This window comes from Suipraeoptans intestinalis (genome assembly GCF_034091795.1).
GTDB lineage: Bacteria > Bacillota > Clostridia > Lachnospirales > Lachnospiraceae > Suipraeoptans > Suipraeoptans intestinalis.
Map to the genome: position 1 here is coordinate 27,887 of NZ_JAXFXH010000007.1, position 21,269 is coordinate 49,155.

19 protein-coding genes are annotated in these 21,269 nt (G+C 48.2%); 2 read left to right on the forward strand and 17 right to left on the reverse strand.

The window, feature by feature from the left end; all coding sequences use genetic code 11:
* Positions 1–51 precede the first annotated feature (51 nt).
* Positions 52–309: an HPr family phosphocarrier protein gene (locus SOW26_RS02070; RefSeq protein ID WP_154476278.1), complete on the reverse strand. Its 258-nt coding sequence runs from the start codon at positions 307–309 to the stop codon at positions 52–54.
* Between the two features lie 71 nt (positions 310–380).
* Complete coding sequence (ptsP, locus tag SOW26_RS02075) at positions 381–2,006, reverse strand: phosphoenolpyruvate--protein phosphotransferase (RefSeq protein WP_154476279.1); 1,626 nt, start codon at positions 2,004–2,006, stop codon at positions 381–383.
* A 256-nt stretch (positions 2,007–2,262) separates the two neighbouring features.
* On the opposite strand from ptsP, the gene SOW26_RS02080 reads away from it, so the two are divergent.
* On the forward strand, positions 2,263–2,460 hold the full coding sequence (locus SOW26_RS02080; RefSeq protein WP_154476280.1) for a cold-shock protein: 198 nt from the start codon (positions 2,263–2,265) through the stop codon (positions 2,458–2,460).
* Between the two features lie 158 nt (positions 2,461–2,618).
* Here the strand turns inward: SOW26_RS02080 and SOW26_RS02085 are convergent, their stop codons facing one another.
* From SOW26_RS02085 to SOW26_RS02140, 12 genes are all read right to left on the reverse strand, one after another.
* On the reverse strand, positions 2,619–3,662 hold the full coding sequence (locus SOW26_RS02085) for a ribonucleotide-diphosphate reductase subunit beta (RefSeq protein ID WP_154476281.1): 1,044 nt from the start codon (positions 3,660–3,662) through the stop codon (positions 2,619–2,621).
* 22 nt (positions 3,663–3,684) lie between these two features.
* A complete protein-coding gene (locus tag SOW26_RS02090) occupies positions 3,685–6,216 on the reverse strand; it encodes a ribonucleoside-diphosphate reductase subunit alpha (RefSeq protein WP_276959688.1) in 2,532 nt (843 codons plus the stop codon).
* Between the two features lie 261 nt (positions 6,217–6,477).
* A complete protein-coding gene (locus SOW26_RS02095) occupies positions 6,478–7,614 on the reverse strand; it encodes an alpha/beta fold hydrolase (RefSeq protein WP_276959690.1) in 1,137 nt (378 codons plus the stop codon).
* 51 nt (positions 7,615–7,665) lie between these two features.
* Positions 7,666–8,403 (reverse strand): AraC family transcriptional regulator, encoded by a 738-nt coding sequence (locus tag SOW26_RS02100; protein ID WP_276959797.1) that lies wholly within the window; start codon positions 8,401–8,403, stop codon positions 7,666–7,668.
* 334 nt (positions 8,404–8,737) lie between these two features.
* Positions 8,738–9,178: an ACT domain-containing protein gene (locus SOW26_RS02105; protein ID WP_276959692.1), complete on the reverse strand. Its 441-nt coding sequence runs from the start codon at positions 9,176–9,178 to the stop codon at positions 8,738–8,740.
* Positions 9,179–9,230: 52 nt separating this feature from the next.
* Positions 9,231–10,562, reverse strand: a complete 1,332-nt coding sequence (locus tag SOW26_RS02110; protein ID WP_154476287.1) for a phenylacetate--CoA ligase family protein — start codon at positions 10,560–10,562, stop codon at positions 9,231–9,233.
* 3 nt (positions 10,563–10,565) lie between these two features.
* Complete coding sequence (locus SOW26_RS02115) at positions 10,566–10,979, reverse strand: ACT domain-containing protein (protein WP_276959695.1); 414 nt, start codon at positions 10,977–10,979, stop codon at positions 10,566–10,568.
* Between the two features lie 21 nt (positions 10,980–11,000).
* Complete coding sequence (locus tag SOW26_RS02120; protein WP_330683592.1) at positions 11,001–11,567, reverse strand: indolepyruvate oxidoreductase subunit beta; 567 nt, start codon at positions 11,565–11,567, stop codon at positions 11,001–11,003.
* A complete protein-coding gene (gene iorA, locus SOW26_RS02125; RefSeq protein WP_276959697.1) occupies positions 11,567–13,321 on the reverse strand; it encodes an indolepyruvate ferredoxin oxidoreductase subunit alpha in 1,755 nt (584 codons plus the stop codon). The genes SOW26_RS02120 and iorA overlap by 1 nt, the downstream gene beginning before the upstream one ends.
* Position 13,322: 1 nt before the next feature.
* Positions 13,323–14,633 carry a phenylacetate--CoA ligase family protein gene (locus SOW26_RS02130; RefSeq protein WP_320651810.1) on the reverse strand — a complete coding sequence of 437 codons (1,311 nt, stop codon included), beginning with the start codon at positions 14,631–14,633 and terminating at the stop codon, positions 13,323–13,325.
* Between the two features lie 347 nt (positions 14,634–14,980).
* A complete protein-coding gene (locus SOW26_RS02135) occupies positions 14,981–16,285 on the reverse strand; it encodes an O-acetylhomoserine aminocarboxypropyltransferase/cysteine synthase family protein (RefSeq protein WP_154476297.1) in 1,305 nt (434 codons plus the stop codon).
* A 195-nt stretch (positions 16,286–16,480) separates the two neighbouring features.
* Positions 16,481–17,236, reverse strand: a complete 756-nt coding sequence (locus SOW26_RS02140) for a tRNA threonylcarbamoyladenosine dehydratase (protein WP_276959701.1) — start codon at positions 17,234–17,236, stop codon at positions 16,481–16,483.
* A gap of 335 nt (positions 17,237–17,571) precedes the next feature.
* Here SOW26_RS02140 and SOW26_RS02145 point away from each other — a divergent pair, with 335 nt between their 5' ends.
* Positions 17,572–17,979 (forward strand): RrF2 family transcriptional regulator, encoded by a 408-nt coding sequence (locus SOW26_RS02145; protein ID WP_320651811.1) that lies wholly within the window; start codon positions 17,572–17,574, stop codon positions 17,977–17,979.
* 247 nt (positions 17,980–18,226) lie between these two features.
* On the opposite strand, the gene SOW26_RS02150 is transcribed toward SOW26_RS02145, so the two are convergent.
* The 3 genes from SOW26_RS02150 to glpK form a co-directional block, all read right to left on the reverse strand.
* Positions 18,227–18,823 (reverse strand): hemerythrin domain-containing protein, encoded by a 597-nt coding sequence (locus SOW26_RS02150; protein WP_154476303.1) that lies wholly within the window; start codon positions 18,821–18,823, stop codon positions 18,227–18,229.
* Positions 18,824–18,856: 33 nt separating this feature from the next.
* On the reverse strand, positions 18,857–19,459 hold the full coding sequence (locus SOW26_RS02155) for a hypothetical protein (RefSeq protein ID WP_320651812.1): 603 nt from the start codon (positions 19,457–19,459) through the stop codon (positions 18,857–18,859).
* A 286-nt stretch (positions 19,460–19,745) separates the two neighbouring features.
* Positions 19,746–21,254: a glycerol kinase GlpK gene (gene glpK, locus SOW26_RS02160; protein WP_276959709.1), complete on the reverse strand. Its 1,509-nt coding sequence runs from the start codon at positions 21,252–21,254 to the stop codon at positions 19,746–19,748.
* Positions 21,255–21,269: the final 15 nt, after the last annotated feature.

The window sequence follows — 21,269 nt, forward strand, 5'->3', positions numbered from 1 at the left end:
TTTCCTAAAAAGGGGCCGTTTTTCCTTTGCGCCCGTCACGAAGCGTCCGTCCTACAGATTTTCTTTCAAAAAGGCTTCCAGCACTTCCGCTGCATTCTCTTCGTCAGCGCCTTCCACTCTTATAAAAATTTCGTCTCCGTTTTTTACTCCCAGACCCATCACGCCGAAAATCCTTTTGGCATCCGCACTCTTTTCCCCTTTTCCGATCACAACGGAAGATGCAAACTCACTTGCCTTCTTCACAAACAGTCCTGCCGGTCTTGCATGGATCCCCTGCGGATCTGCAATCACATACGTAAATTCTTTCATCTGTCTTCCTCCTTTGGCTTTTGCCCTTTGCTGGTTTTTGATAATTGCTTCCTTGTCTGTGCGCTCCCTGTCTATTGGATCTCCCGGATCTTCTTTCGCAGCGCCAGTACTTCATTGGGCGCTACAGACAGCTCGTCAATTCCGATCTGCAGGAAATATTCTGTCAGCTCCAGATCGGCTGCCAGATCTCCGCAGATACTGATATGTTTTCCTTCCAGATGGATATTGTTGGCTATGATCCGGATCATTTTCAAAAGCGCCGGATGGTGCTGATGATAAAACTTCTCCATCTTCTCATTCTGACGGTCTACTCCCAGCGTCAGCTGTGTCAGATCGTTGGTCCCGATGCTGAAAAAATCCGCATTGCGCGCCAGTTCTCCGCTGATCATAACGGCGGCCGGCGTCTCGATCATCACCCCCACCGGTATGTCCTGACGGAAGGGGATCTTACTCTCCTTCAGTTCTTTCTTCGCCTTGTCCAGAATCAGCTTGGCGCGAGTCACCTCTTCCACGGAAGTCACCATCGGGAACATCACCGCCAGATTTCCAAAAGCGGATGCCCGCAGGATCGCCCGCAGCTGGGTTTTAAACATTTCATCCTTTTCCAGGGAAACCCGGATGCCCCGGTAGCCTAAAGCCGGATTCGCCTCTTCCCCGATCCCGAGATATTCCAGTCTCTTGTCTCCTCCCAGGTCCGCCGTCCGGATGACCACCCGCTTATCTCCCATTGCTTCCGCCGCCAGCTTGTATACCTGGAACTGCTGCTCTTCTGTCGGCGGTTTGGTTCCCTGTCCCAAAAACAGAAATTCACTGCGGAACAGTCCGATTCCCCCGGCATCACTTCGGATTACATTTTCTATATCTTCTCTCGTCCCGATATTGGCACAGATGTCGATCTTCTGTCCACTCTGGGTGATATTTTCCTTTCCTTTCAAACGCTCCAGATTCTTATGCTTTTCCTTCGTGGTATCCTGCTTCTGGCGCATCTTCGTGATGGTGCCATAGTCCGGTTCAATGTAAACCTTTCCTTCAAATCCATCCACAATGATCATCTTGCCGTCATATTCATTTTTCAGCGCTTCTCCCAGTCCTATGACAGACGGGATCCCCTTGGTCCGTGCCAGGACCGCCGTATGGGAATTGATGGTTCCGTATCTGGTCACAAATCCCAGCACCTTGGATTTGTCCAGTTCGATCGCCTCGCTGGGAAACAACTCTCCCGCCCCCAAAACAAACGGCTCATCCATCAGCATACGATCCTTCCAGCTCCTGGACAGGATCCGGAGCACTCTTCCTGAAACATCCTTGATATCTGCCTCATGTCCCTGCACGTAGTTTTTATTGGCCGCAATGGCGCTGGTCAAAAAGCCTCCCGCCACCTCCTGCACGGCATACTCAGCATTTAATTTGTCCTCTACAATAATGGCTGTGACCTGCCTGATGAAATCATCATCCTCCAAAACGGTCTGCTGCATCTCAAAAATAGCCGCATTGGCCTCCCCTACCTCCTGAGATGCCGTATCATAAAGAAGTCTCAGCTCCTGAACCGCCTTTTTTCTGGCTCTTTCAAAACGCTGCACTTCTTTTTCTACTTCCTTTACATAGATACGTCTGATCTCCTTATTGTCTCTCTTATAGAAGGAAAGCCTCCCAATGGCGATCCCTTCCGATATTTTCTTTCCGGTCAGTGTAATCATAGTCTTTCGTTTCTTTCTCCTCAAGATTTCCGGCGGTACTGGTACCTTCCGTCTTTTTATTACTTTACACGTTTCAAAGTTCTTCGTCAAGCAAATGTCTGCCCAAAACCCGAATCCCTTTTGGTTATTTTCTAAAAAATTTTTCTTTTATTCGTTGACTTTTTTATAAATATGTGCTAATGTGACATGGTATTGGTTGATTTTGTACGCCAATGCAGTTTCTAATTTATCTATTTATTTTTACGGAGGTAACACAATGAAAGGTACAGTTAAGTGGTTCAACAATCAAAAAGGTTATGGTTTCATCTCTGATGAGTCCGGAAACGACGTATTCGTTCACTATTCAGGACTGAACATGGACGGATTCAAGTCTCTTGAAGAAGGACAGGAAGTAGAGTATGACGTAACAGAAGGCTCCAAAGGTCCTCAGGCTGTAAACGTAGTTAAGCTTTAATTCTTTTTTTAATCAAAATTTAGATGTACCTTTTATCTAGATAAACACTTGGCTTTAGATATTTAAAAGTTATACACAAATGAGATTAGGCAGAAGAAAACAGCCGTCCTGAATGGTATTCCCGTTCAGGACGGCTGTTTTTTGTGTCTCGTTGAGATTTACAGATCATCCACCAATGCACTGCTCTTTGCGTAGGCGGTACTTCTTGCTTCAAAAAAGTCGGTCTTGATCATGTTGGCGTTGGAAAACTGGCTGACCCAGGACATGCTGTCCGGCTCTTTGTCGTATCCCTCATAAATAGGATCGAATCCCAGATTTGTACAGCGAAGATTTCCCAGATAACGGATATAATCCGTCACCATCTGTCTGTTCAGTCCCTGAATCTCATCGCCGATCACATAATGCCCCCAGCTGATCTCCTGCTCACAGCCTTCCCGGATCATATCCCGGTACAACTGCACCTTTTCCTCGGTAAACAGCTGCGGCATTTCTTTTTTCAGCTCCAGCAGGATGCTGCGGAACAGCCAAAGATGGGTGTTTTCATCCCGGTTGATGTAACGGATCTCCTGAACAGATCCCGGCATCCTGTTATTTCTCCCCAGATTGTAAAAAAACATGAACCCACTGTAAAAATAGACGCCCTCCAGAATATAATTTGCTACCAGGGTCTTTACCAGCACCTCCGCGCTCTTTTCCTCCTGGAATTCATTGTACAGATTTCCGATAAATTCATTTCTTGCCAAAAGGTGCTGATCATCCTTCCATTGATACAGTACCTCATTTCTTTCCTGCGGCTCGCAGATCGTATCCAGCATGTAGCTGTAGCTCTGACTGTGTACCGCCTCCTGGAAGGTCTGGATAGCAAGGCACAGATTGACCTCATTGGCTGTAATATAAGCGCCCACATGAGGAAGATTGGCCGTTTGGATGCTGTCCAAAAAGATCAGAAAGGACAGGATCTTGTCATAGGCCCTCCGTTCCGGCGCCGGAAGCTTCCGATAGTCCTTGATGTCCACTCCCATATTGATCTCTTCCGGGATCCAGAAGTTGTTCATCGCCTGCCGGTACCAGTCGCTGACCCACTCATACTTCATGTTGTTGAAATCGTTCAGATTGGTGGTATTTCCTCCCATCATCTTTCTTTTTAAGACCTCCGTGTCTCCCGACGGATTAAACAGAGGCTTTCTGGATAATGTCTCCATTTCTTTTCTCCCTTCCCTTCTTCTATGAGGAACAAACTTCACATTCTTCTACTTCCAGACTCTTGGAACGGATATAGTAAAGGGTCTTCACCCCACATTCCCAGGCCAGGATATACAGCTCCAGCACTCTGCGGAACGTATAATCATTGGTAATATAAAGATTCATACTCTGGGCCTGATCTATGTGCCTTTGCCGTACCCCGCAGGCACGCACCGACCAGGATTGCTGAATATAATGTGCATTTTTGTAGTACCAGAAGGTGTCCTCTGAAAGCTCCGGCGCCACTCTTGGCATCAGTCCGTTCTTTTTCTCTTCCAGAAAATACCGATTCATAATAGGATCCAGTCCTGCCGTCGTCCCGGCGATGATGCTGGTGCTGCTGGTAGGCGCAACGGCAAGGAGATAGCCGTTTCTTAAGCCCTGCTCCTTCACTTCCTTCTGCAGGTTTTCCCAGCGCCCTTCCGTCAGACCCCGCTGTGTGAAATACTCGCCCGTCTGCCAGTCGCTGCCCTCGAAATAGCCGTAGCTTCCTTTCTCCGCTGCGATCCGGCTGCTTGCCTGTATCGCTGCATAATGGATGTTTTCAAATACTTTTTCCACGTACTGCAGATGCTCTTCGCTTTCCCACATGATACCTTTTTTCGCCAGCATATGGTGATATCCGCTGACTCCCAAACCAATGGGGCGGTACTTTTCATTGTTGACCTTTGCATAAGGTACCGGGAAGAAATTCAGATCGATCACATTGTCCAGCGCTCTGACTGCACTTTCTGTGACAAACTCCACCTCTTTTTCATCTTCCATATCCAGATTGCCCAAAGACAGACTTGCCAGGTTGCACACCACAAATTCTCCCGGTCTGGTGACAGTCACCACCACCGTTTCTCCGTTCACCGTTTCGATCCTTTGCTCCGTCTGCTGTATGGCGCTCATATTTTGTGCGATCTCCGTGCAGAGGTTGCTGCAGTAGATCATCCCCTTGTGCCGGTTGGGATTGGTCCTGTTTACGATATCCCGGTTAAAGGTAAACGGCGTTCCTGTCTCCACGGCGCTTTTAATGATCAGACGGATGATTTCCTTGATGGGGATGACCCTTTTGGAAATCCGGCTGTCCTGAATGCAGTCCCGGTATTTTTCTTCCCACTCGTTTCCGTAGCAGTCTTCCAGACAATATCCTTTTATCGTCAGTACTTCATGGGGGCACAGCAAATACCAGTCGCCTTCTATATTGTCCCTCGCCTGCTGCCAGAAATAATCCGGATAGCAGACTGCGGGAAATACATCGTGCGCCTTCATACGGTCATCTCCGTTGTTGGTACGGAGATTCAGGAATTCGGGGAGATCCTTGTGCCAGGCATCCAGATACACTGCCACTGCCCCCTGACGCATCCCCAGCTGGTCTACCGCCACTGCCGTATCATTGGCCAGGCGGATCCAGCGGATCACGCCGCCTGCCGCCCCTTCAAATCCCCGAATGGCGCTGCCGCTGGCACGGACTTTTCCAAAATACATGCCCATGCCTCCGCCGAATTTGCTTACTTTGGCAAAATTGTCAATGCTCCTGTAGATCCCATCCAGACTGTCCGGCACGGTATCTATAAAGCAGGAGGACAACTGGTGATACGGTTTTCTTGCATTGGAAAGCGTCGGAGTGGCCATCGTCACCTGCAGCAGACTGAGCATATCATAAAACCGTCTGACCCAGCTGCTTCTTTGCTTTTCTTCTTTCATGGCAAGATGCATGGCGATTCCCATAAACATTTCCTGCGGAGATTCCATGGGAACTCCCTTTCCGGTACGGATCACATAACGGGAAAGCAGAAGCTCCAGTCCGGAATAATTCATTTTCTGATTCCGGGAATCCTCCAGCCAGGCTTCAAACTCCTGAATCTCCTCTCTGCTGTAGGCTTTCAGGATATAATCTCCATAAAGCCCTTCTTCCGTCAGATAGAGGATTTTTTCGTAGAAATTCTGAATATGGTATTTTTTCATCGTCCTTTCCAGTCCATGATGGAACTCTACCAGCCGAAGCCTTGCCGCTATCATCTCCCACCTGGGAGCCTCCTGGGTCGTCAGCTCCACCGCAGCCTTGATCAGCATGGTCAGCTTTTCCTCTTCGGAGGTGTCCGGCTTGCTGAAGGTATAAAACTTTCCATGCAAATGTTCCAGATCATACTCTTCTTCCACAAAATCCTTCTGGATCCGGGACAAGGCTTTCACCAGATCCGGACGATTCGGAAACTGCACCTCAAACTTCTGCCTTGTCTTCCGTTTCTTTGTCCTTTCCTCCCGGTAAAGGATATAGCTTTTCATCTCCTTGTAGTAATTCCCCTCCATCAGGGTCTGCTCTACATAATCCTGTATTTCTTCTACGGACACATACTCTCCTGCGCCCGCTTTTTCTCTGATCTTTCTCTCCACTCCCTGAAGCAGCTGTTCTCCCTCTTCTGCAGACAAAACCCCGCCCACACTGTGAAAAGCCAGGGCCATGGCGCGCTTGATCTTGGCGGCACAATACTCCTCCTGGTTTCCGTTTCTCTTCCCGATGATCATAATTTCCTCCACCCATATCTACTATTTATTGTTTTGCCTGTACATGATAGCACAATATATGGTTTGTTTCAACTGATTTTCATATTGGTTCCTATTCTTAAAATTCTTCTCATATCAGTCACCATCAGGCGTTTTACGAATCGGCTTTTTGTAAAAATCATTGTAGGCTTACTGGCGCAAATAGTGAATATTTCTTTCTTATCTTTGGGAGCACTGGTCGCAAAGAAATTTCTCATTCAAAAGAGTCTGTTTTCCTTCTATTTACATTAACCATTTCAAAATCGTATCTAATGCTAGTTTCGTATTTCCACATTGGCAGTGGTCTGATGCTTCTTCTTTCTCAGTAAACAATCGCAAACTTATGGATTTTGCATGAACCAGATTGTCAATTTCATCTTTATACAGATGCCAATCAATAAAGTGATCCCTCATTCCATGAAGAATTAAGATATCCTGATCGATCCGATCTGCGATATTAGTTATTTGGAAATCGTTTAGTTTGTTTATGTAGTCATAAGGACTTTTTGCACCATAGGCATACATCCCATGTTCAAATACCCATCTATAAAAAACATCCTTTTTCATTCTTTTACTTATCGCATAGTTTATTAAATGTTTCCCCTTGATCTTTAGAAGAAACTTAAAAAATATTTTCAGGCTCCTGTTCAAATCATATAAGGCTACATCCAAAAAATTCGGAAAAATAGACCATGCCACAATTTTCTTTATTCTTTTCTCAAATGCAGCGGCACGCGGTGCCAACATCCCACCTAAGGATACTCCCACTATTATCACATCTTCCAATCCGAAATAATCTAACAAAGCACCTACCGGCAACTCCCACCTATAAGTAAATTTAATACCCTGTTCTCTTAACACTCCGCCCTGTCCCGGCCCTTCAAACAAATACACATCGTATCCATATTTGGAAAAATATAGCATCGGAAAAAACAATTCTTCAAGATAACTATCATTTCCCCCGTGGAATATTATCGTACCTTTTTTCTCATTTTCACTTTTTGCATAAAGAACCGGAAGTTTCATATTTTCAAACGGAACATATTTTCTTACTACGTTTCCACCTTTAAAAAATTCATCGTAATATCCATAGAATAAGTCTTTCGCTTTTTTATAATACCTCAGTTTATCCGCATCGCTATCTGCCATAAAAAATTCACTCATACGATAATAAGCTATGGCATTTTTAATTCTTTCCTCTTTTAATGCTTTGTCGGCTAATTTAATTAATTCATTTTTCCAATCCAGGTTTGTCTTTATCTTTTCTGATATGCTTTTTATCTCATATAAATCTCCTCCATCCCAATTAATAAGTCTGTTTAGCTGAAAATTATAATTCACATTATCATTTAATTGATATAAACCTACATTAAATTTCAAAAAACCACCTCCTAAAATAATTATAGAACATGGTTTTCAAAGTAACTTCTATTAAAGCGCTATTTCTTGCGCTTTCAGAAATTCGGATAACGATATACCGAAAGCCTTCAAACAAGCATCCGCAAAATGGGATGAACTTGAAAATCCTGTCTCTATAGCGGCTTCTGTGATTCCTTTCTTCTTGCTTATGACATTCTCACAAACCTTCTCTAATTTCTTAATAAACAAATAGCTCTTCAAATCTATTCCCATCTCTTCCTTAAACAAGTGTAGAAACCTACTCTTACTTAAATACACTTTTTTCGCCATTCTCTCGTATATATCTTTTTCTATGACTTTGGAACTTTCTATAAAATCCAATGCAAAAACAATTCTTTCATCGTATGATTTATGTGTTATTTTTTCATATCCCAGTCTTTTCATTAGATAGTCATCTATTAAAGCGAGCTTTCCTTTATCTAGGATATACTCAATAAGATCCTGCTCCAGATCAGTATCTAATTTAGTAAATGATTTTTTTCTCAAGCAAGTATTGTCTATCAGCTTTGCCAGATCAGAAGTATCATCAATTAAAAAAACCAACATAACAGCATCCATGTCTCTTATTATGGAGTGCTTCACATTAGATTGGATAATAAGAGATTTCGAAATCACTATTTCCCCATTTAATGTGCACTTCATCTCCTCTGTGGAAATTATTATGTGTTTTGCAAGGTGTCTATGTTCTTTTGGATTCTTATACTTAGGACATATTACTGTTCTGTCATTTCTATACAAAATATTCTCCATCAATGATTGCCTCCTATCTCTTTCAATCACAGCTTTAATCGCGATATATAAATCCATTCCCTCAAAATCATACTTTTTTGATCCTTTATGGACCCCAAACTATCGTAGCATAAATCTTTTCTGTTTTTAAATATTCTGTAGTTATCCTTACTTTCTTCATGGCTTTCATTTTTTATCTGACTCCACTTTATTCTTTGTGAAAGGCGCTGTCAACGACAAAAGGACCTAAACACGGATGTTTAAGTCCTCTTTGAAGTCTTTTGATTTACCGGTTTCATTTCGGCTTCAGATTTGATGTGTATACAGAAACCTTCTCCCGGCCGCCTTGAAACTCCTACTGATTTGCCTTGTAGGCTTCCCCTGCCTGATAGACGGTAAATCCTCCCTCCTGCAGCACAGACACCGCTTTCTGCGGGTGGTCACTCTTCATCACAGCCGCCGCATCTCCGCCATTTGCGAAAGCATACATGTATTCAATATTGATCTGATTGTCCACCAGTCTGTGAATCGCCTTTGCCAGAGAGCCTGTCGCATGAGGTACACGAAGCGCCACCACTTCTGTAAGCATGGAGGTGATCCCTGCTTCTTTCAGCGCCTTTTTCCCTGTCTCCGGATCCGATACAATCATGCGGAGCATCCCGTAATCCTCCGTATCCGCCAGACTGAGCGCCACTATATTGACCTGGTGCTTTGCCAGGATATCCAGTACCTCTTCCAGTCTTCCCTCTCTGTTTTCCAGGAACACCGACAACTGCTTTACCAAACTGTTTTCCATCCTCTGCCTCCTTCCTGTCACTTCTGCATGACATTCCTTTGGGCACCGCCCCTTAAAGATTTCGGTTGTCAATGACTCTTTTCGCTTTTCCCTCGCTTCTCTGGATCGTTCTGGGCTCTACCAGTCTGACACGGACAGATACGCCCAGCGCCTGCTTCAGCACGGCTCCCACCTTTTGTTTCAGCGCATCCAGCTTCCGGATCTCATCTGAAAAATAGGCTTCATCCACTTCCACCATAACCGTCAGCACGTCCAGATTGTTTTCCCGGTCTACGATCATCAGATAGTGGGGCGCCACTCCGCTTCCAATGGACAAAAGCGCCGTTTCCACCTGGGTCGGGAAGACATTGACTCCCCGGATCACTTTCATATCGTCTGTTCTTCCGGTAAATTTCTGGATCCTGGGAAGGGTTCTTCCGCACTCGCAGGCCTCCCGATGAATACTGGTCAGATCCTTTGTCCGATAACGAAGAAGCGGCATTCCCTCCTTCGCCAGCGTTGTAAATACCAGCTCCCCTGTTTCTTTGTCTCTACAGGGAGTATGATCGACAGGGTTTAGCACCTCCGGATAGAAGTAGTCTTCATAGACATGAAGTCCCTTATGATGGATACAGTCCATTGCCACGCCCGGTCCGGTGATCTCGCATAATCCGTAAATATCAAAACAGTTGACTCCCAGCATTTCTTCGATGGTATGGCGCATTTCCTCCGTCCAGGGTTCTGCGCCGTTGATCCCTACTTTCAGCTTCAGCCGATCCTGCAGACCTGCCTCCCGGATGGCCTCTGCCAGATACAGCGCGTAAGAAGGCGTACAGGCAAACGCTGTTGCTCCAAAATCTTCCATGCACATCATCTGCCTCTGGGTGTTGCCCGAAGACATGGGAATTGCCATGGCGCCCAGCGCCCTCGCTCCCATATCCAGACCGATCCCTCCCGTAAACAACCCGTATCCATAGCAGATATGGATACGATCCTCCCGGGTCAGCCCTGCCATGGTCAAAGCTCTTGCCACACATTCTCCCCAGACATCCACGTCCTTTTGTGTATAAGAGGCCAGGGTCAGCTTGCCTGTCGTACCGGAAGTTCCCTGCACCCGGACGATCTCGTTTTGCGGAACCGCCAGAAGTCCGAAGGGATACTGATCTCTTAGATCCTCCTTGGTAGTAAACGGCAGCTTGCCAATATCTTCGATTCCCTTGATATCCCCCGGCTCTACTCCCATATCCTGCATCTTTTTGCGGTAGAACGCCACATTCTTATAGACTCTTTCTACCTGATTGATGAGCCTTTCGCTTTGCAACTTTCTCATCTGTTCCGGATCCATGCACTCGATCTCAGGTGTACGGATCCGCTCTGTCCACTGTTCCAAACTTACCTTCGCCATGCCTTACTCCTGTTCTATGATGTGAATTCCTTTTTCCTTCAAAATTTTCTCCGCTCTGTCATGCTCATCGGTATGGAACACCATGACCGGCGTCTTTCCATCCCGGATCACAAAGGAATAGATATAATTCAGGTTGATCTCATTCTCTGCCAAAAAAGACAGCATCTCATTCAGATTGCCCTGCCTGTCCACAAGCTCCACTCCGATCACCCGATGGATCCGCACTACAAATCCCTTCTGGGTCAGATAGGCCTTCGCCTCCTCCGGATGATCCACCACCAGCCTGAGGATGCCAAACTCCGGCGTGTCAAAGCTTGCAACCGCACGAATGTTCACTCCTGCTTCTTTTAACCGGGACGTAACATCCTTCAGACTTCCCGGCTTGTTTTCCACAAATACCGACAATTGCTTCATCATATCGGCGCTCTCCTTTCCCTTCTACCTTCCGTATCCGGCTTCAAATGCCTGTTTATTCAGTTCTACCGTTTTAGGCGGAACCGTCTTTTCAATAATATGATACCACTGCTCTTTGGTAAACTCCATCTGTCTTGCCGCCATTCCCAGTACGATCAGATTAAACACCTTGGGGTTTCCCAGTTTTTTTGCTTCCTCCGTGGCATTGATCCGATACACCCGGTGCTGCTTTTCCAGTTCCTCTATGATATTTTCCGGGTAGGTCTCTGCTCCGATCAATACCGGCATGGGGTCAATCCGCCAGTCATTTACGATCAGCGCCCCGTCTTTTTTCAGGAAATGGGAATACCGGAGAGCCTCCATCCGTTCAAAGGCAATGATCACATCTGTCTGTCCTTCCTCTACGATGGGTTCTGCTACTTCTTCCCCATACCGGACAAAGGTTACCACGCTCCCGCCTCTTTGTGCCATTCCATGCACTTCCGAAAGCTTTACATCATATCCGGCCTCTATGGCAAGTCCTCCCAGGATCCGGCTGGTTAAAAGCGTGCCCTGACCTCCTACTCCCACGATCATAATATTTGCTGCCATTATCTTCCCCCCTCTTCCGTCAGACGGATCGCCCCAAATTTGCACAGTTTTTCACAGAGGCTGCATCCGGTACACAGTGTATCGTCGATCTTTACGATTCCTTCTTCATCCTTCGTCATGGCAGGACAGCCCGGTTTCAGGCACATTCCGCATTTTTTACATTTTTCCCGCTCCACTTCATACAGTGGCTTTTTCCCTTTGATCAGAAGGACGCAGGGGGTTTTGGTAATGATCACGGACACCTCTTCCCGTTCCACCTCTTCTTTCAGCACCTGCTCCAGACGGTCAATGTCCAGCGCATTGACTTCCGTCACATGACGGACTCCGACCGCCTTGCAAAGCTGTTTCAGATCTACCGCTTCCGTTTCCTCTCCCTGCAGGGTCTTTCCTGTAGCCGCATGATCCTGATGGCCTGTCATTCCCGTGGTAGAATTGTCCATGATCAGCACCGTTCCGGTCGCTTTATTGTATACCATGTTCATCAGGGAATTGATGCCTGTGTGAAGGAAGGTGGAATCCCCGATGGCGGCAACCCAGTGTTTTACGTAGTCTTTTCCCCTCGCCTTTTCCATTCCGTGCAGGCTGGAAATGCTGGCTCCCATACAAATAGTAGTATCCACCACGCTTAAGGGCGCCACCGCCCCCAGTGTATAGCATCCAATGTCTCCCGCCACATGCAGCTTTAGTTTTTTCACCACATGGTACACACTTCTGTGGGGACATCCCGGACATAGGATAGGCGGACGCATGGACACTACAGCCGCCTTCTTTTCCTCCCGGGTTTCCTTCAGGATCGCTTTTCTCAGCAGATTGGCGCTGTATTCGCCCTCCACGGTAAAGATCTCTTTTCCTACTGCCGGGATTCCCCAGGCTCTTATCTGCGTTTCCATCACCGGATCCAATTCTTCCACGATATAAAGTGTTTCTACCTTGGAAGCAAACTCCCGGATCAGTTTTTCCGGAAGAGGATTTACCATTCCCAGCTTCAGGACAGAAGCCTGAGGCAGCGCTTCCCGCACATACTGGTAGGGAATTCCGCTGGTAATGACTCCGATCCTCCTGTCCCGAAGCTCCATCCGGTTAATGGGCAGTGTATTCGCCGCTTCTGCCAGTTCTGCCATGCTTTTTTCGATTTCCGTATGGCGAAGCTTGGCATTGCCCGGCATCATCACTGTTTTTCGGATATTTTTCTCATAGGCCTTCCTGGCGGCTTCTTGGGGTTCTTCCAGCTCTACGATCCCCTGGGAATGGGCCAGCCTGGTAGTGATCCGGAAAACAAAGGGTCTGTCAAACTGCTCACTTAGCGCAAAAGCCTCCTTCATAAATTCCTTGGCCTCCCTGCTGTCGGAGGGCTCCAGCACCGGAAGCTTTGCCGCCCGTGCCACCATACGAGTATCCTGCTCATTCTGGGAGCTGTAAAGTCCCGGATCATCCGCCACCACAAAAACCAGACCTCCATTGACTCCCATATAGGACACCGTGTAAGCCGGATCTGCCGCCACATTAAATCCCACATGTTTCATACAGGCCATGGCTCTGGCTCCCACTACAGACGCCCCGATGGCTACCTCTGCCGCCACCTTCTCGTTGGGCGACCATTCGCAGTACAGGCTGTCTTTATATTGTACCAGGTATTCACTGATCTCCGTACTGGGAGTTCCCGGGTACGCCGCCGACACTCCCACTCCTGCTTCATAGGCGCCTCTTGCGATCGCCTCGTTTCCCAACATGATCACCTTCGTATTCTCCGCCATTTTATAACCCATCCTTTCGTAAATCCGTGACTCTCTTTGCCTTGCCCTCAAATCTCTGCAGGGAGTAGGGCGCCACCAGCTTGATCTGTGTTGCCAGTCCCAACTGGGCCTTCAGTCCTTTTTTGATCCTCTGTTCCAGCTCGCTTAACTTTCCGTAGCTGTCCAAAAGCCTGTCATCCACCAGTTCCACCCGTATGCTCATCACATCCAGGCGGTTCTTTCTTTCCACCACGATCTCGTAGTGTGGGCCGATCTCCGGAATCTGGAACAGTACCTCTTCTATCTGGGTGGGGAAGACATTGACTCCCCGGATCACCAGCATATCGTCTGCACGTCCGGACAGATTTTCCATCCTGACGGTCGTTCTTCCACATTTACACGGCTCATAAAACAGCCGGGTCAGATCTCCTGTGCGGTACCGGATCAGCGGAAGCGCCTCTTTTCCCAGACAGGTCACCACCAGCTCTCCTTCTTCTCCCGGAGGCAGGACCTCTCCCGTTTTCGGATCGATGATCTCCGGAATAAACCAGTCCTCGTTGATATGCATTCCGCAAAGCTCCTCACATTCTCCGGCCACTCCCGGTCCGCAAAGCTCGCTCATTCCATAATTCTGTGTGCAAAGAAAGCTCTCTCCCCACACCTTGTGCATCTCGTCTCGCATGGGTTCCGTCATTCCTTCGCCTCCAAAAAGCCCGATGCGTACCTTTAAGTCTTTCTCCGGATCCATCCCGTTCGCCCGAATTTCTTCTCCCAGATGCAGCGCATAGGAGGGAGTCGCCACCAGAAGCGTCGTCCCCATATCCTGCATAAACATGATCTGTTTTTTCGTATTCCCGGAAGACATGGGGATCACCGTCGCCCCTATGGTCTCCAGCCCTCCATGCAGTCCCAGCGCCCCGGTAAAAGTCCCGTAACCAAAGGCGATCTGTGCCACATCCTCCGAGGTCGCTCCTCCCATGCATGCGATCCTGGCCACGTTGTTCAGCCAAATGTCCAGATCCTTCTTCGTGTATCCCACCACCGTAGGCTTTCCTGTCGTTCCTGAGCTTGCATGAAATCGCACCATTTCTTTCGGCGTAACGGCAAACAGTCCCAGGGGGTAGTGTTCTCTGAAATCCGCTTTATAAGTAAAGGGCAGCCGGCTGAGATCCTTCAGACTTTTGATGTCTTCCGGGCTGACGCCTGCCTCCTGCATTTTTTTCCGGTAAGGCTGTACTTTCTCATAAATATATGCCACCGTTTCCTTCAGTCGCTGTTCCTGGATCGCTTCCAGTTCGTTTCTTGGCATACACTCTTCTTTCGCCCAAATCATAGCCTTTTCCTCCCTTTATCTTTTTTGTTCTTTCAGATGTTTCTGTTGATGCCTACTAGTATAGCACAATACTTTTTCGGTTTAAAGCATTAATTTGCGAAATACTGCATGAATTTTTCCCTCAAATTTCCCCTGAAAAAAATAAAATGTTACAAGAAGTAAACAGGAGGAAGTGAATCCACTTCCTCCCGCCTGACAATCCGGCTGCATCTGCTTTTCTCCCGAAGAAAAAAGCGCTTTCCGGACAGCTCTATGTATTGATTTAGTTGTGTGTATTGATTTAGCTCTATGTATTGATTTAGCTGTATGTATTGACTTTTCCGTACTTTTTGATACTTTCTGCTCCTCTATCTGACCGCTTCAAAGGCAGCTTCCAGCGCAGCAAGCAGATCTTCCACCCGTTCGATCCCGATGGAAAGACGGATCGTCGTAGGCTTGATGCCCTGTTCCTCCAACTCCTCTGCCGTACACTGGCTGTGGGTCGTCGTAGTGGGATGGATCACCAGGGACTTCACATCCGCCACATTCGCCAGCAGGGAAAAGATGGCAAGATTGTCTATAAAATTCTTGGCCGTTTCTTCATCCCCCTTGATCTCAAAGGTAAAAATAGAACCGCCGCCGTTTGGCAGATACTTTTTATAAAGCGCATGGCTTGGCTCCCTTTCCAGAGACGGATGATGCACCGCCTCTACCTGCGGATGCTGCTCCAGATACTCTACGATCTTCAGTGCGTTGCTGACGTGGCGCTCCACTCTGAGAGATAAGGTTTCTAATCCCTGCAAAAACAAAAATGCATGGAAGGGAGAAAGGGTAGCGCCTGTGTCTCTCAGGATCACTGCACGAATGTATGTGACAAAAGCCGCCGCTCCCGCTGCATCGGTAAAGGACACGCCATGATAGCTGGGATTGGGTTCTGTGATCCAGGGATACGCTCCTGCTTCTTTCCAGTTGAACCTGCCTCCGTCCACGATCACGCCGCCAATGGCCGTTCCGTGCCCTCCGATAAACTTGGTCGCCGAATGCACCACAATGTCTGCTCCATGTTCGATCGGACGGATCAGATAGGGCGTGGCAAAGGTAGAATCCACTACCAGCGGAAGCTGATGCCTGTGGGCGATCTCTGCCAGTTCTTCCAGGTCCACCAGATTGGAGTGCGGGTTTCCCAGGGATTCCACAAAGATCGCCTTGGTGTTTTCCCGGATGGCCGCCTCAAAAGCGCCTTCCTCTTCCGGATCCACAAATGTAGTGGTAATCCCGTTGTTCAGTGGCAGCGTATGTGCCAGCAGGTTGTATGTGCCTCCGTAGATCGTCTTGGAAGCCACAATATGTTCTCCCGCCTTTGCCAGCGCCTGAAAGGTGTAGGCGATAGCTGCCGCTCCGGAAGCAACTGCCAGCGCCGCCACTCCTCCCTCCAGGGAAGCGATCCTCTCCTCAAATACTCCCTGTGTAGGGTTTGTCAGCCTTCCGTAGATATTGCCTGCGTCCTTCAGGGCAAACCGGTCTGCCGCATGCTGTGCATCATGGAACACGTAAGAGGTGCTCGCATAGATGGGCACTGCCCTTGCATCCGTTGTCGGATCTGCCTGTTCCTGTCCTATGTGTAACTGTCTCGTCTCAAATCCCCAGTTTTTTGAATCTCTGATATCTGCCATGTCGTCTTCCTCCATTTTCTTTGTTTGAATGCTTACAGGCATACTAGCACGATAGGGTTTTATCTGTCCAATACACAAAAAACATATCTGGTTATAAGAAAAAATTATAGCCAGCCTCCTATCTCTTTCACAGCATTTCACGTTTTGGCAGTCGGCTGCCGGTGAAATTCCCGTCAGATCTCGAACAAATCTCTGTCAGATCCCGGTCAGATCCCGGACAACTTCTCCCGCCAGAATCAGCCCTGCCACCGAAGGCACGAAGCCTACGCTTCCCGGAATATCCCTTCTGGCAGTGCACTTGTGAACTGCCCCCGGCGGGCAGATACAGCCTGTCCGACAGCTGGCAGACAGATCCTCCAGAGGGCGTCTGGGTTTTTCTTCCGAATATACCACCTTCAGCTTCTTTACCCCTCTTTTTTTCAGCTCTCTGCGCATGACTTTTGCCAGCGGGCACATCCTGGTCTTATACAGATCCGCAACCTGAAATCCGGACGCATCCAGCTTGTTTCCTGCTCCCATGCTGCTGATGACCGGAACCTGCTTCTTCTGCGCCTGCAGCACGATTTCGATCTTCGCCGTAACGGTATCTACCGCATCGATCACATAATCGTATTCTTCAAAGGGAAATTCCTCCGCCGTTTCCGGAAGAAAAAAACAGCGGTGGGTGTTGACCTTCGCATCCGGATTGATCTCCAGGATCCGCTCTTTCATGACTTCTACCTTGTATCTTCCTACCGTGTTTCTTGTGGCGATGATCTGGCGGTTCAGGTTCGTCAGGCAGACCTTATCATCATCGATCAGGTCGAAGGTTCCTATTCCGCTGCGTACCAGGGCTTCGCAGGCAAATCCGCCCACTCCTCCTATTCCGAATATTGCGACTCTGGCACGCTTCAGCCGCTCCATGGCCTCTTCTCCCAGTAATAGCCGCGTTCTTGAAAATTGATCTAACATTATCTGTTCCACTCTTTCTGTTTATTTGTTTTTTCCATCATACTACACTCTTCCTCCCGTGCCAACGGTGGATTTTTCCTGCTGCAAGGGTAATTTCTTCTTCCCTGTAAGAGTAGCTTTTTCCTGCTGTCATAGCGGACTTTTCCCGGCGCAGCACAGGTTTTTCTTCTGCCGCGGCGTGAGATACTGCCTCATCTTTTTCTATGATTCTTTTTGTTTTTCTGTGAATTATATGTCATACTTTATTAATCTGTTTACACGGTTATATTGATTTTTTTAAAAACTCCCAGTATAATGTAGCCACAGCAACCACATATGTGACTGGAGGTGACCCGATGATTTCAACAAAAGCCAGATATGCACTGCGCGTTATGATCGACCTTGCTTTGCACGAAGGACAGGGGTATATCCCTCTGAAGGACATTGCTCTTCGCCAAAGTATTTCAGAAAAATATCTGGAAAGCATCTTAAAAAAACTGGTGGCTGCCGATATGCTGAAAGGTCTCCGCGGGCGGGGCGGCGGCTATACCCTGGTCCGTCCGCCAAAGGAATACAAAATAGGAGAGATCATTGAACTGACGGAGGGATCCTTTGCCCCTGTGGCATGTCTGATGCCCGGTGCGGAAGAATGTCCCCGAAGCGAAAGCTGCATCACTTTGCCCCTGTGGAAAAAATTCAACGTCATGACTCATGACTTTTTTTATCAGATTTCTCTGGAAGATCTGATCGCCGGAAATTTTTAAAGGAAGGGTCTATCATATCAAAAGCCGAAAGACTGCGCTTTGAAGGAGTTCCGCCGCCAAAACGGATTATTTTGGCGACAGATCCTCTTTTCAGAGGCTGGATTCTTTCGGCTTTTCTTCTACTGTTTTTTGTTCCCTTTTTGGGATGTTTCCCTGTTGCTTTCCCTTTCTCTGCCGGCTTTTACCCAGCTCCTTTTGCCACCTTCCCTGCCTCTTTGTCACTGCCGGTTTCTGCCATGTTTCCGTATCAGATCTTCTCTGTCAGCGGATAAGCTTCCTCCAGTCGCTTCAGAAGCGCCAGGTAGGATTCCCGAACCTCTTTGTTTTTTTCTTCTTTCTCATAGGCTCTACATGCCTGATCCACTTCTTCCAGCACTTCCCCGGGAAGCTGACGCTGGGCAAATGTAAAAACCACCTGATTTTCTTTGTCGATATGTCCCGTCAGCAGATTCACATATGCCATCGCTCCCGCCAAAATGTCCAGCTTATGGTCCGCCGTCGGCTCCTTTTCATAATCTGTCAGAGCCGTCTCCAGTGCCAGCACATGTCCCCGCCCCAGGTCATGCTCCACCAGCATTCCGTGAGTGATCAGCTTCTGTGCCGGTCCTCCCAGATGTACCGTCATCTCAGGAAACAAAAATTTTTCTTCCTTTCCATGGTGATGGCGATCCGCATAATTACGAATGAAAGAGATCCCCTCCCGAAAATCTTCTGTGACCACTTCTCCCCCTTCCAGGATCCTCCTGCACATGGTCCGTAGTACCTGCAGCATACGGGTAATATTTTCATGCTCCTCTATCAAAATCTCAATGCTGTAGCCTTTCGTTGTCTCATTTCCGCTCATGTTTCTTTCTCCTTTTTCAGATGATCCTTTTTTCTATTTTCCCTGTTTCCTGATCTCATAGATTTTTCCGTCTCCGGATACCTGATAGCCTGTCTCCCACAAGATCCCTGCCATGATCTGCTGTCTCAGTCGGCGATAGATCTGAGGATCCGCCTCTTCCCGGATCCAGTATTCTTTGTGCAGATCTTTGGTTTCTTCCCACACGATACACTCTTCTTCCTTTTTCACCAACCGGTTCACTCTGTCGCAGGGCATCCCGTTCAACAAACAGTTTTCAAACTGCCTGTAAGCCTCCTCGGCCGTCGCTTCCCCGGAAAGGGCATGTTTTTTCCCAAAAGCAAACGCGATTTCTTCTAATTTCCGGATCCGATCCGGTTCTTCTTTCAACAGCTCTCCTGCCAGCTTTGCATACCGCGTTTCTGAATCCCGGATCCTTTCTTGCAGCCATCCGTGGATATTGCCCGGATCAATCAGCTCTTCCAGCGGTTTTTCCTCTTCCGCTCCTAAGACTGTCTCGCCGGAGGCTTCCAGCCATCCCGCCTGCTCTGCTTCTTTTTTTATGGCAGACAGCAGTTCTTCCTGCCATTGAATTTTTTCGTATAACCAATAATGGATGGGTCCTAATACTGCGCTCATTATGTTTTCTCCTTTTTCATCTTCTTTGCCGGGAAAACGTCTCTTTCCCGACCGCACAATGCTTTCTCTTTCGATCCGGCAGGGCTTCCTCTTTTCGGACAAATAAATTCCTCCCAGAAGGATGCCGGTCGCCCGGCTGCAGCGCTCTGCTGCAGCCTGCCGCTTTAGCATACCTTACAGGAGGAGTTTATTCCGTTGTTTTTACAACATTTATAGGTTTTCAAGCGAATCTTTGCCAAAACAGCAACCCTGAGCAGCGGTTTGCTGCTTCGTGAGCTTCCGGATATTACTCGTCTTCACTCCCGTCCTCTGCCCAGGCCAAAGCACAGGCGACTGCCCGCCTCCAGCCTTTTAGCTTCTCGCTGCGTGTCTCTTCTTCCATGTTGGGAGAAAATTTTCTGGAAACGGCAAAATTGGCGCATACCTCTTCCCTGTCCTTCCAGACCCCCACGGCGATCCCTGCCAGATAGGCAGCGCCCAAAGCTGTCGTTTCCACACACTCCGGTCTTTGTACTTCCACGCCTAAAATATCCGACTGAAACTGGATCAGGAAATTATTTCTGCTGGCTCCTCCGTCTACCTTGAGGCTACGGATGGGCGCCTGGGACTCCTGCTCCATCACTTTTAAGATGTCGTTAGTCTGATAGGCCATAGCCTCCAGCGTTGCACGGATGAAATGCTCTTTTTTGCATCCCCTGGTAAGGCCTACGACCATCCCTCTTGCCCGCTGGCTCCAGTAAGGCGCCCCCATGCCGGTAAATGCCGGAACCACATAGACGCCGTTGGTATCCTCCACCGATTCCGCATATTCCTCCGACTGCTGGGCGTTTTTCAGCATCCGCATCTCATCCCGCAGCCATTGGATCCCCGCTCCTGCCACAAACACACTTCCTTCCAGAGCGTACTGCACCTGTCCATCTGCACTGGCTGCTATCGTCGTCAAAAGTCCGTTTTCCGACGCCACCGCCTTTTCTCCCGTATTCATCAAAAGAAAACAGCCTGTCCCATAAGTATTCTTCACTTCTCCCGCCGTAAAGCAACACTGGCCAAACAGGGCTGCCTGCTGGTCTCCCGCCGCTCCTGTGATGGGAACGCTTCCGCCAAACACACTGGCTTCCGTATATCCATAGAGATGGCTGGAGGGCCGTACTTTGGGAAGCATAGATGCCGGGATCCCAAAATAATCCAACAGCTTCTGATCCCAGCAAAGACGATGAATGTCATACATCATGGTTCGGGAAGCATTGGTGTAATCCGTTACATGGACAGTGCCTTTAGTAAGGTTCCAGATCAGCCAGGTGTCGATGGTCCCAAACATCAGATTGCCTGCTTCTGCCTCTTCTCTGGCTCCCTCCACGTGATCCAGGATCCACGCCACTTTTGACGCGCTGAAATACGCATCCGGTATCAGTCCGGTAGTCTTGTGGACATAATCCGCCAGCCCATCTCTCTTTAGCTGTTCGATCCTGTCGGAAGTCCTTCTGCACTGCCATACAATAGCATTGTGCACCGGCACTCCCGTGTGGCGGTTCCAGACGACCGTCGTCTCCCTCTGGTTTGTGATCCCGATGGCGGCGATCTCTTCTGCCCCGGCTCCGATCTTGCTGATAGCTTCCACCACTACCGCCAGCTGTGAAGCCCAGATCTCCATGGGATCATGTTCTACCCATCCTGCCCTGGGATAAATCTGTTCAAATTCCTTCTGTGCCATACTGCAGATAGTCCCCTGCCTGTCAAATAAAATACATCTGGAACTGGTCGTCCCCTGATCCAACGCCATCACATATTTTTTCATGAATCCTTTCCCCTT

Excerpts from the sequence above, each read along its gene's own strand:
- SOW26_RS02070 (WP_154476278.1), bottom strand. The coding sequence starts at position 309 with ATGAAAGAATTTACGTATGTGATTGCAGATCCGCAGGGGATCCATGCA.
- ptsP (WP_154476279.1), bottom strand. The coding sequence starts at position 2,006 with ATGATTACACTGACCGGAAAGAAAATATCGGAAGGGATCGCCATTGGG.
- SOW26_RS02080 (WP_154476280.1), top strand. The coding sequence starts at position 2,263 with ATGAAAGGTACAGTTAAGTGGTTCAACAATCAAAAAGGTTATGGTTTC.
- SOW26_RS02085 (WP_154476281.1), bottom strand. The coding sequence starts at position 3,662 with ATGGAGACATTATCCAGAAAGCCTCTGTTTAATCCGTCGGGAGACACG.
- SOW26_RS02090 (WP_276959688.1), bottom strand. The coding sequence starts at position 6,216 with ATGATCATCGGGAAGAGAAACGGAAACCAGGAGGAGTATTGTGCCGCC.
- SOW26_RS02100 (WP_276959797.1), bottom strand. The coding sequence starts at position 8,403 with ATGGAGAATATTTTGTATAGAAATGACAGAACAGTAATATGTCCTAAG.
- SOW26_RS02105 (WP_276959692.1), bottom strand. The coding sequence starts at position 9,178 with ATGGAAAACAGTTTGGTAAAGCAGTTGTCGGTGTTCCTGGAAAACAGA.
- SOW26_RS02110 (WP_154476287.1), bottom strand. The coding sequence starts at position 10,562 with ATGGCGAAGGTAAGTTTGGAACAGTGGACAGAGCGGATCCGTACACCT.
- SOW26_RS02115 (WP_276959695.1), bottom strand. The coding sequence starts at position 10,979 with ATGATGAAGCAATTGTCGGTATTTGTGGAAAACAAGCCGGGAAGTCTG.
- SOW26_RS02120 (WP_330683592.1), bottom strand. The coding sequence starts at position 11,567 with ATGGCAGCAAATATTATGATCGTGGGAGTAGGAGGTCAGGGCACGCTT.
- iorA (WP_276959697.1), bottom strand. The coding sequence starts at position 13,321 with ATGGCGGAGAATACGAAGGTGATCATGTTGGGAAACGAGGCGATCGCA.
- SOW26_RS02130 (WP_320651810.1), bottom strand. The coding sequence starts at position 14,633 with ATGATTTGGGCGAAAGAAGAGTGTATGCCAAGAAACGAACTGGAAGCG.
- SOW26_RS02135 (WP_154476297.1), bottom strand. The coding sequence starts at position 16,285 with ATGGCAGATATCAGAGATTCAAAAAACTGGGGATTTGAGACGAGACAG.
- SOW26_RS02140 (WP_276959701.1), bottom strand. The coding sequence starts at position 17,236 with ATGTTAGATCAATTTTCAAGAACGCGGCTATTACTGGGAGAAGAGGCC.
- SOW26_RS02145 (WP_320651811.1), top strand. The coding sequence starts at position 17,572 with ATGATTTCAACAAAAGCCAGATATGCACTGCGCGTTATGATCGACCTT.
- SOW26_RS02150 (WP_154476303.1), bottom strand. The coding sequence starts at position 18,823 with ATGAGCGGAAATGAGACAACGAAAGGCTACAGCATTGAGATTTTGATA.
- SOW26_RS02155 (WP_320651812.1), bottom strand. The coding sequence starts at position 19,459 with ATGAGCGCAGTATTAGGACCCATCCATTATTGGTTATACGAAAAAATT.
- glpK (WP_276959709.1), bottom strand. The coding sequence starts at position 21,254 with ATGAAAAAATATGTGATGGCGTTGGATCAGGGGACGACCAGTTCCAGA.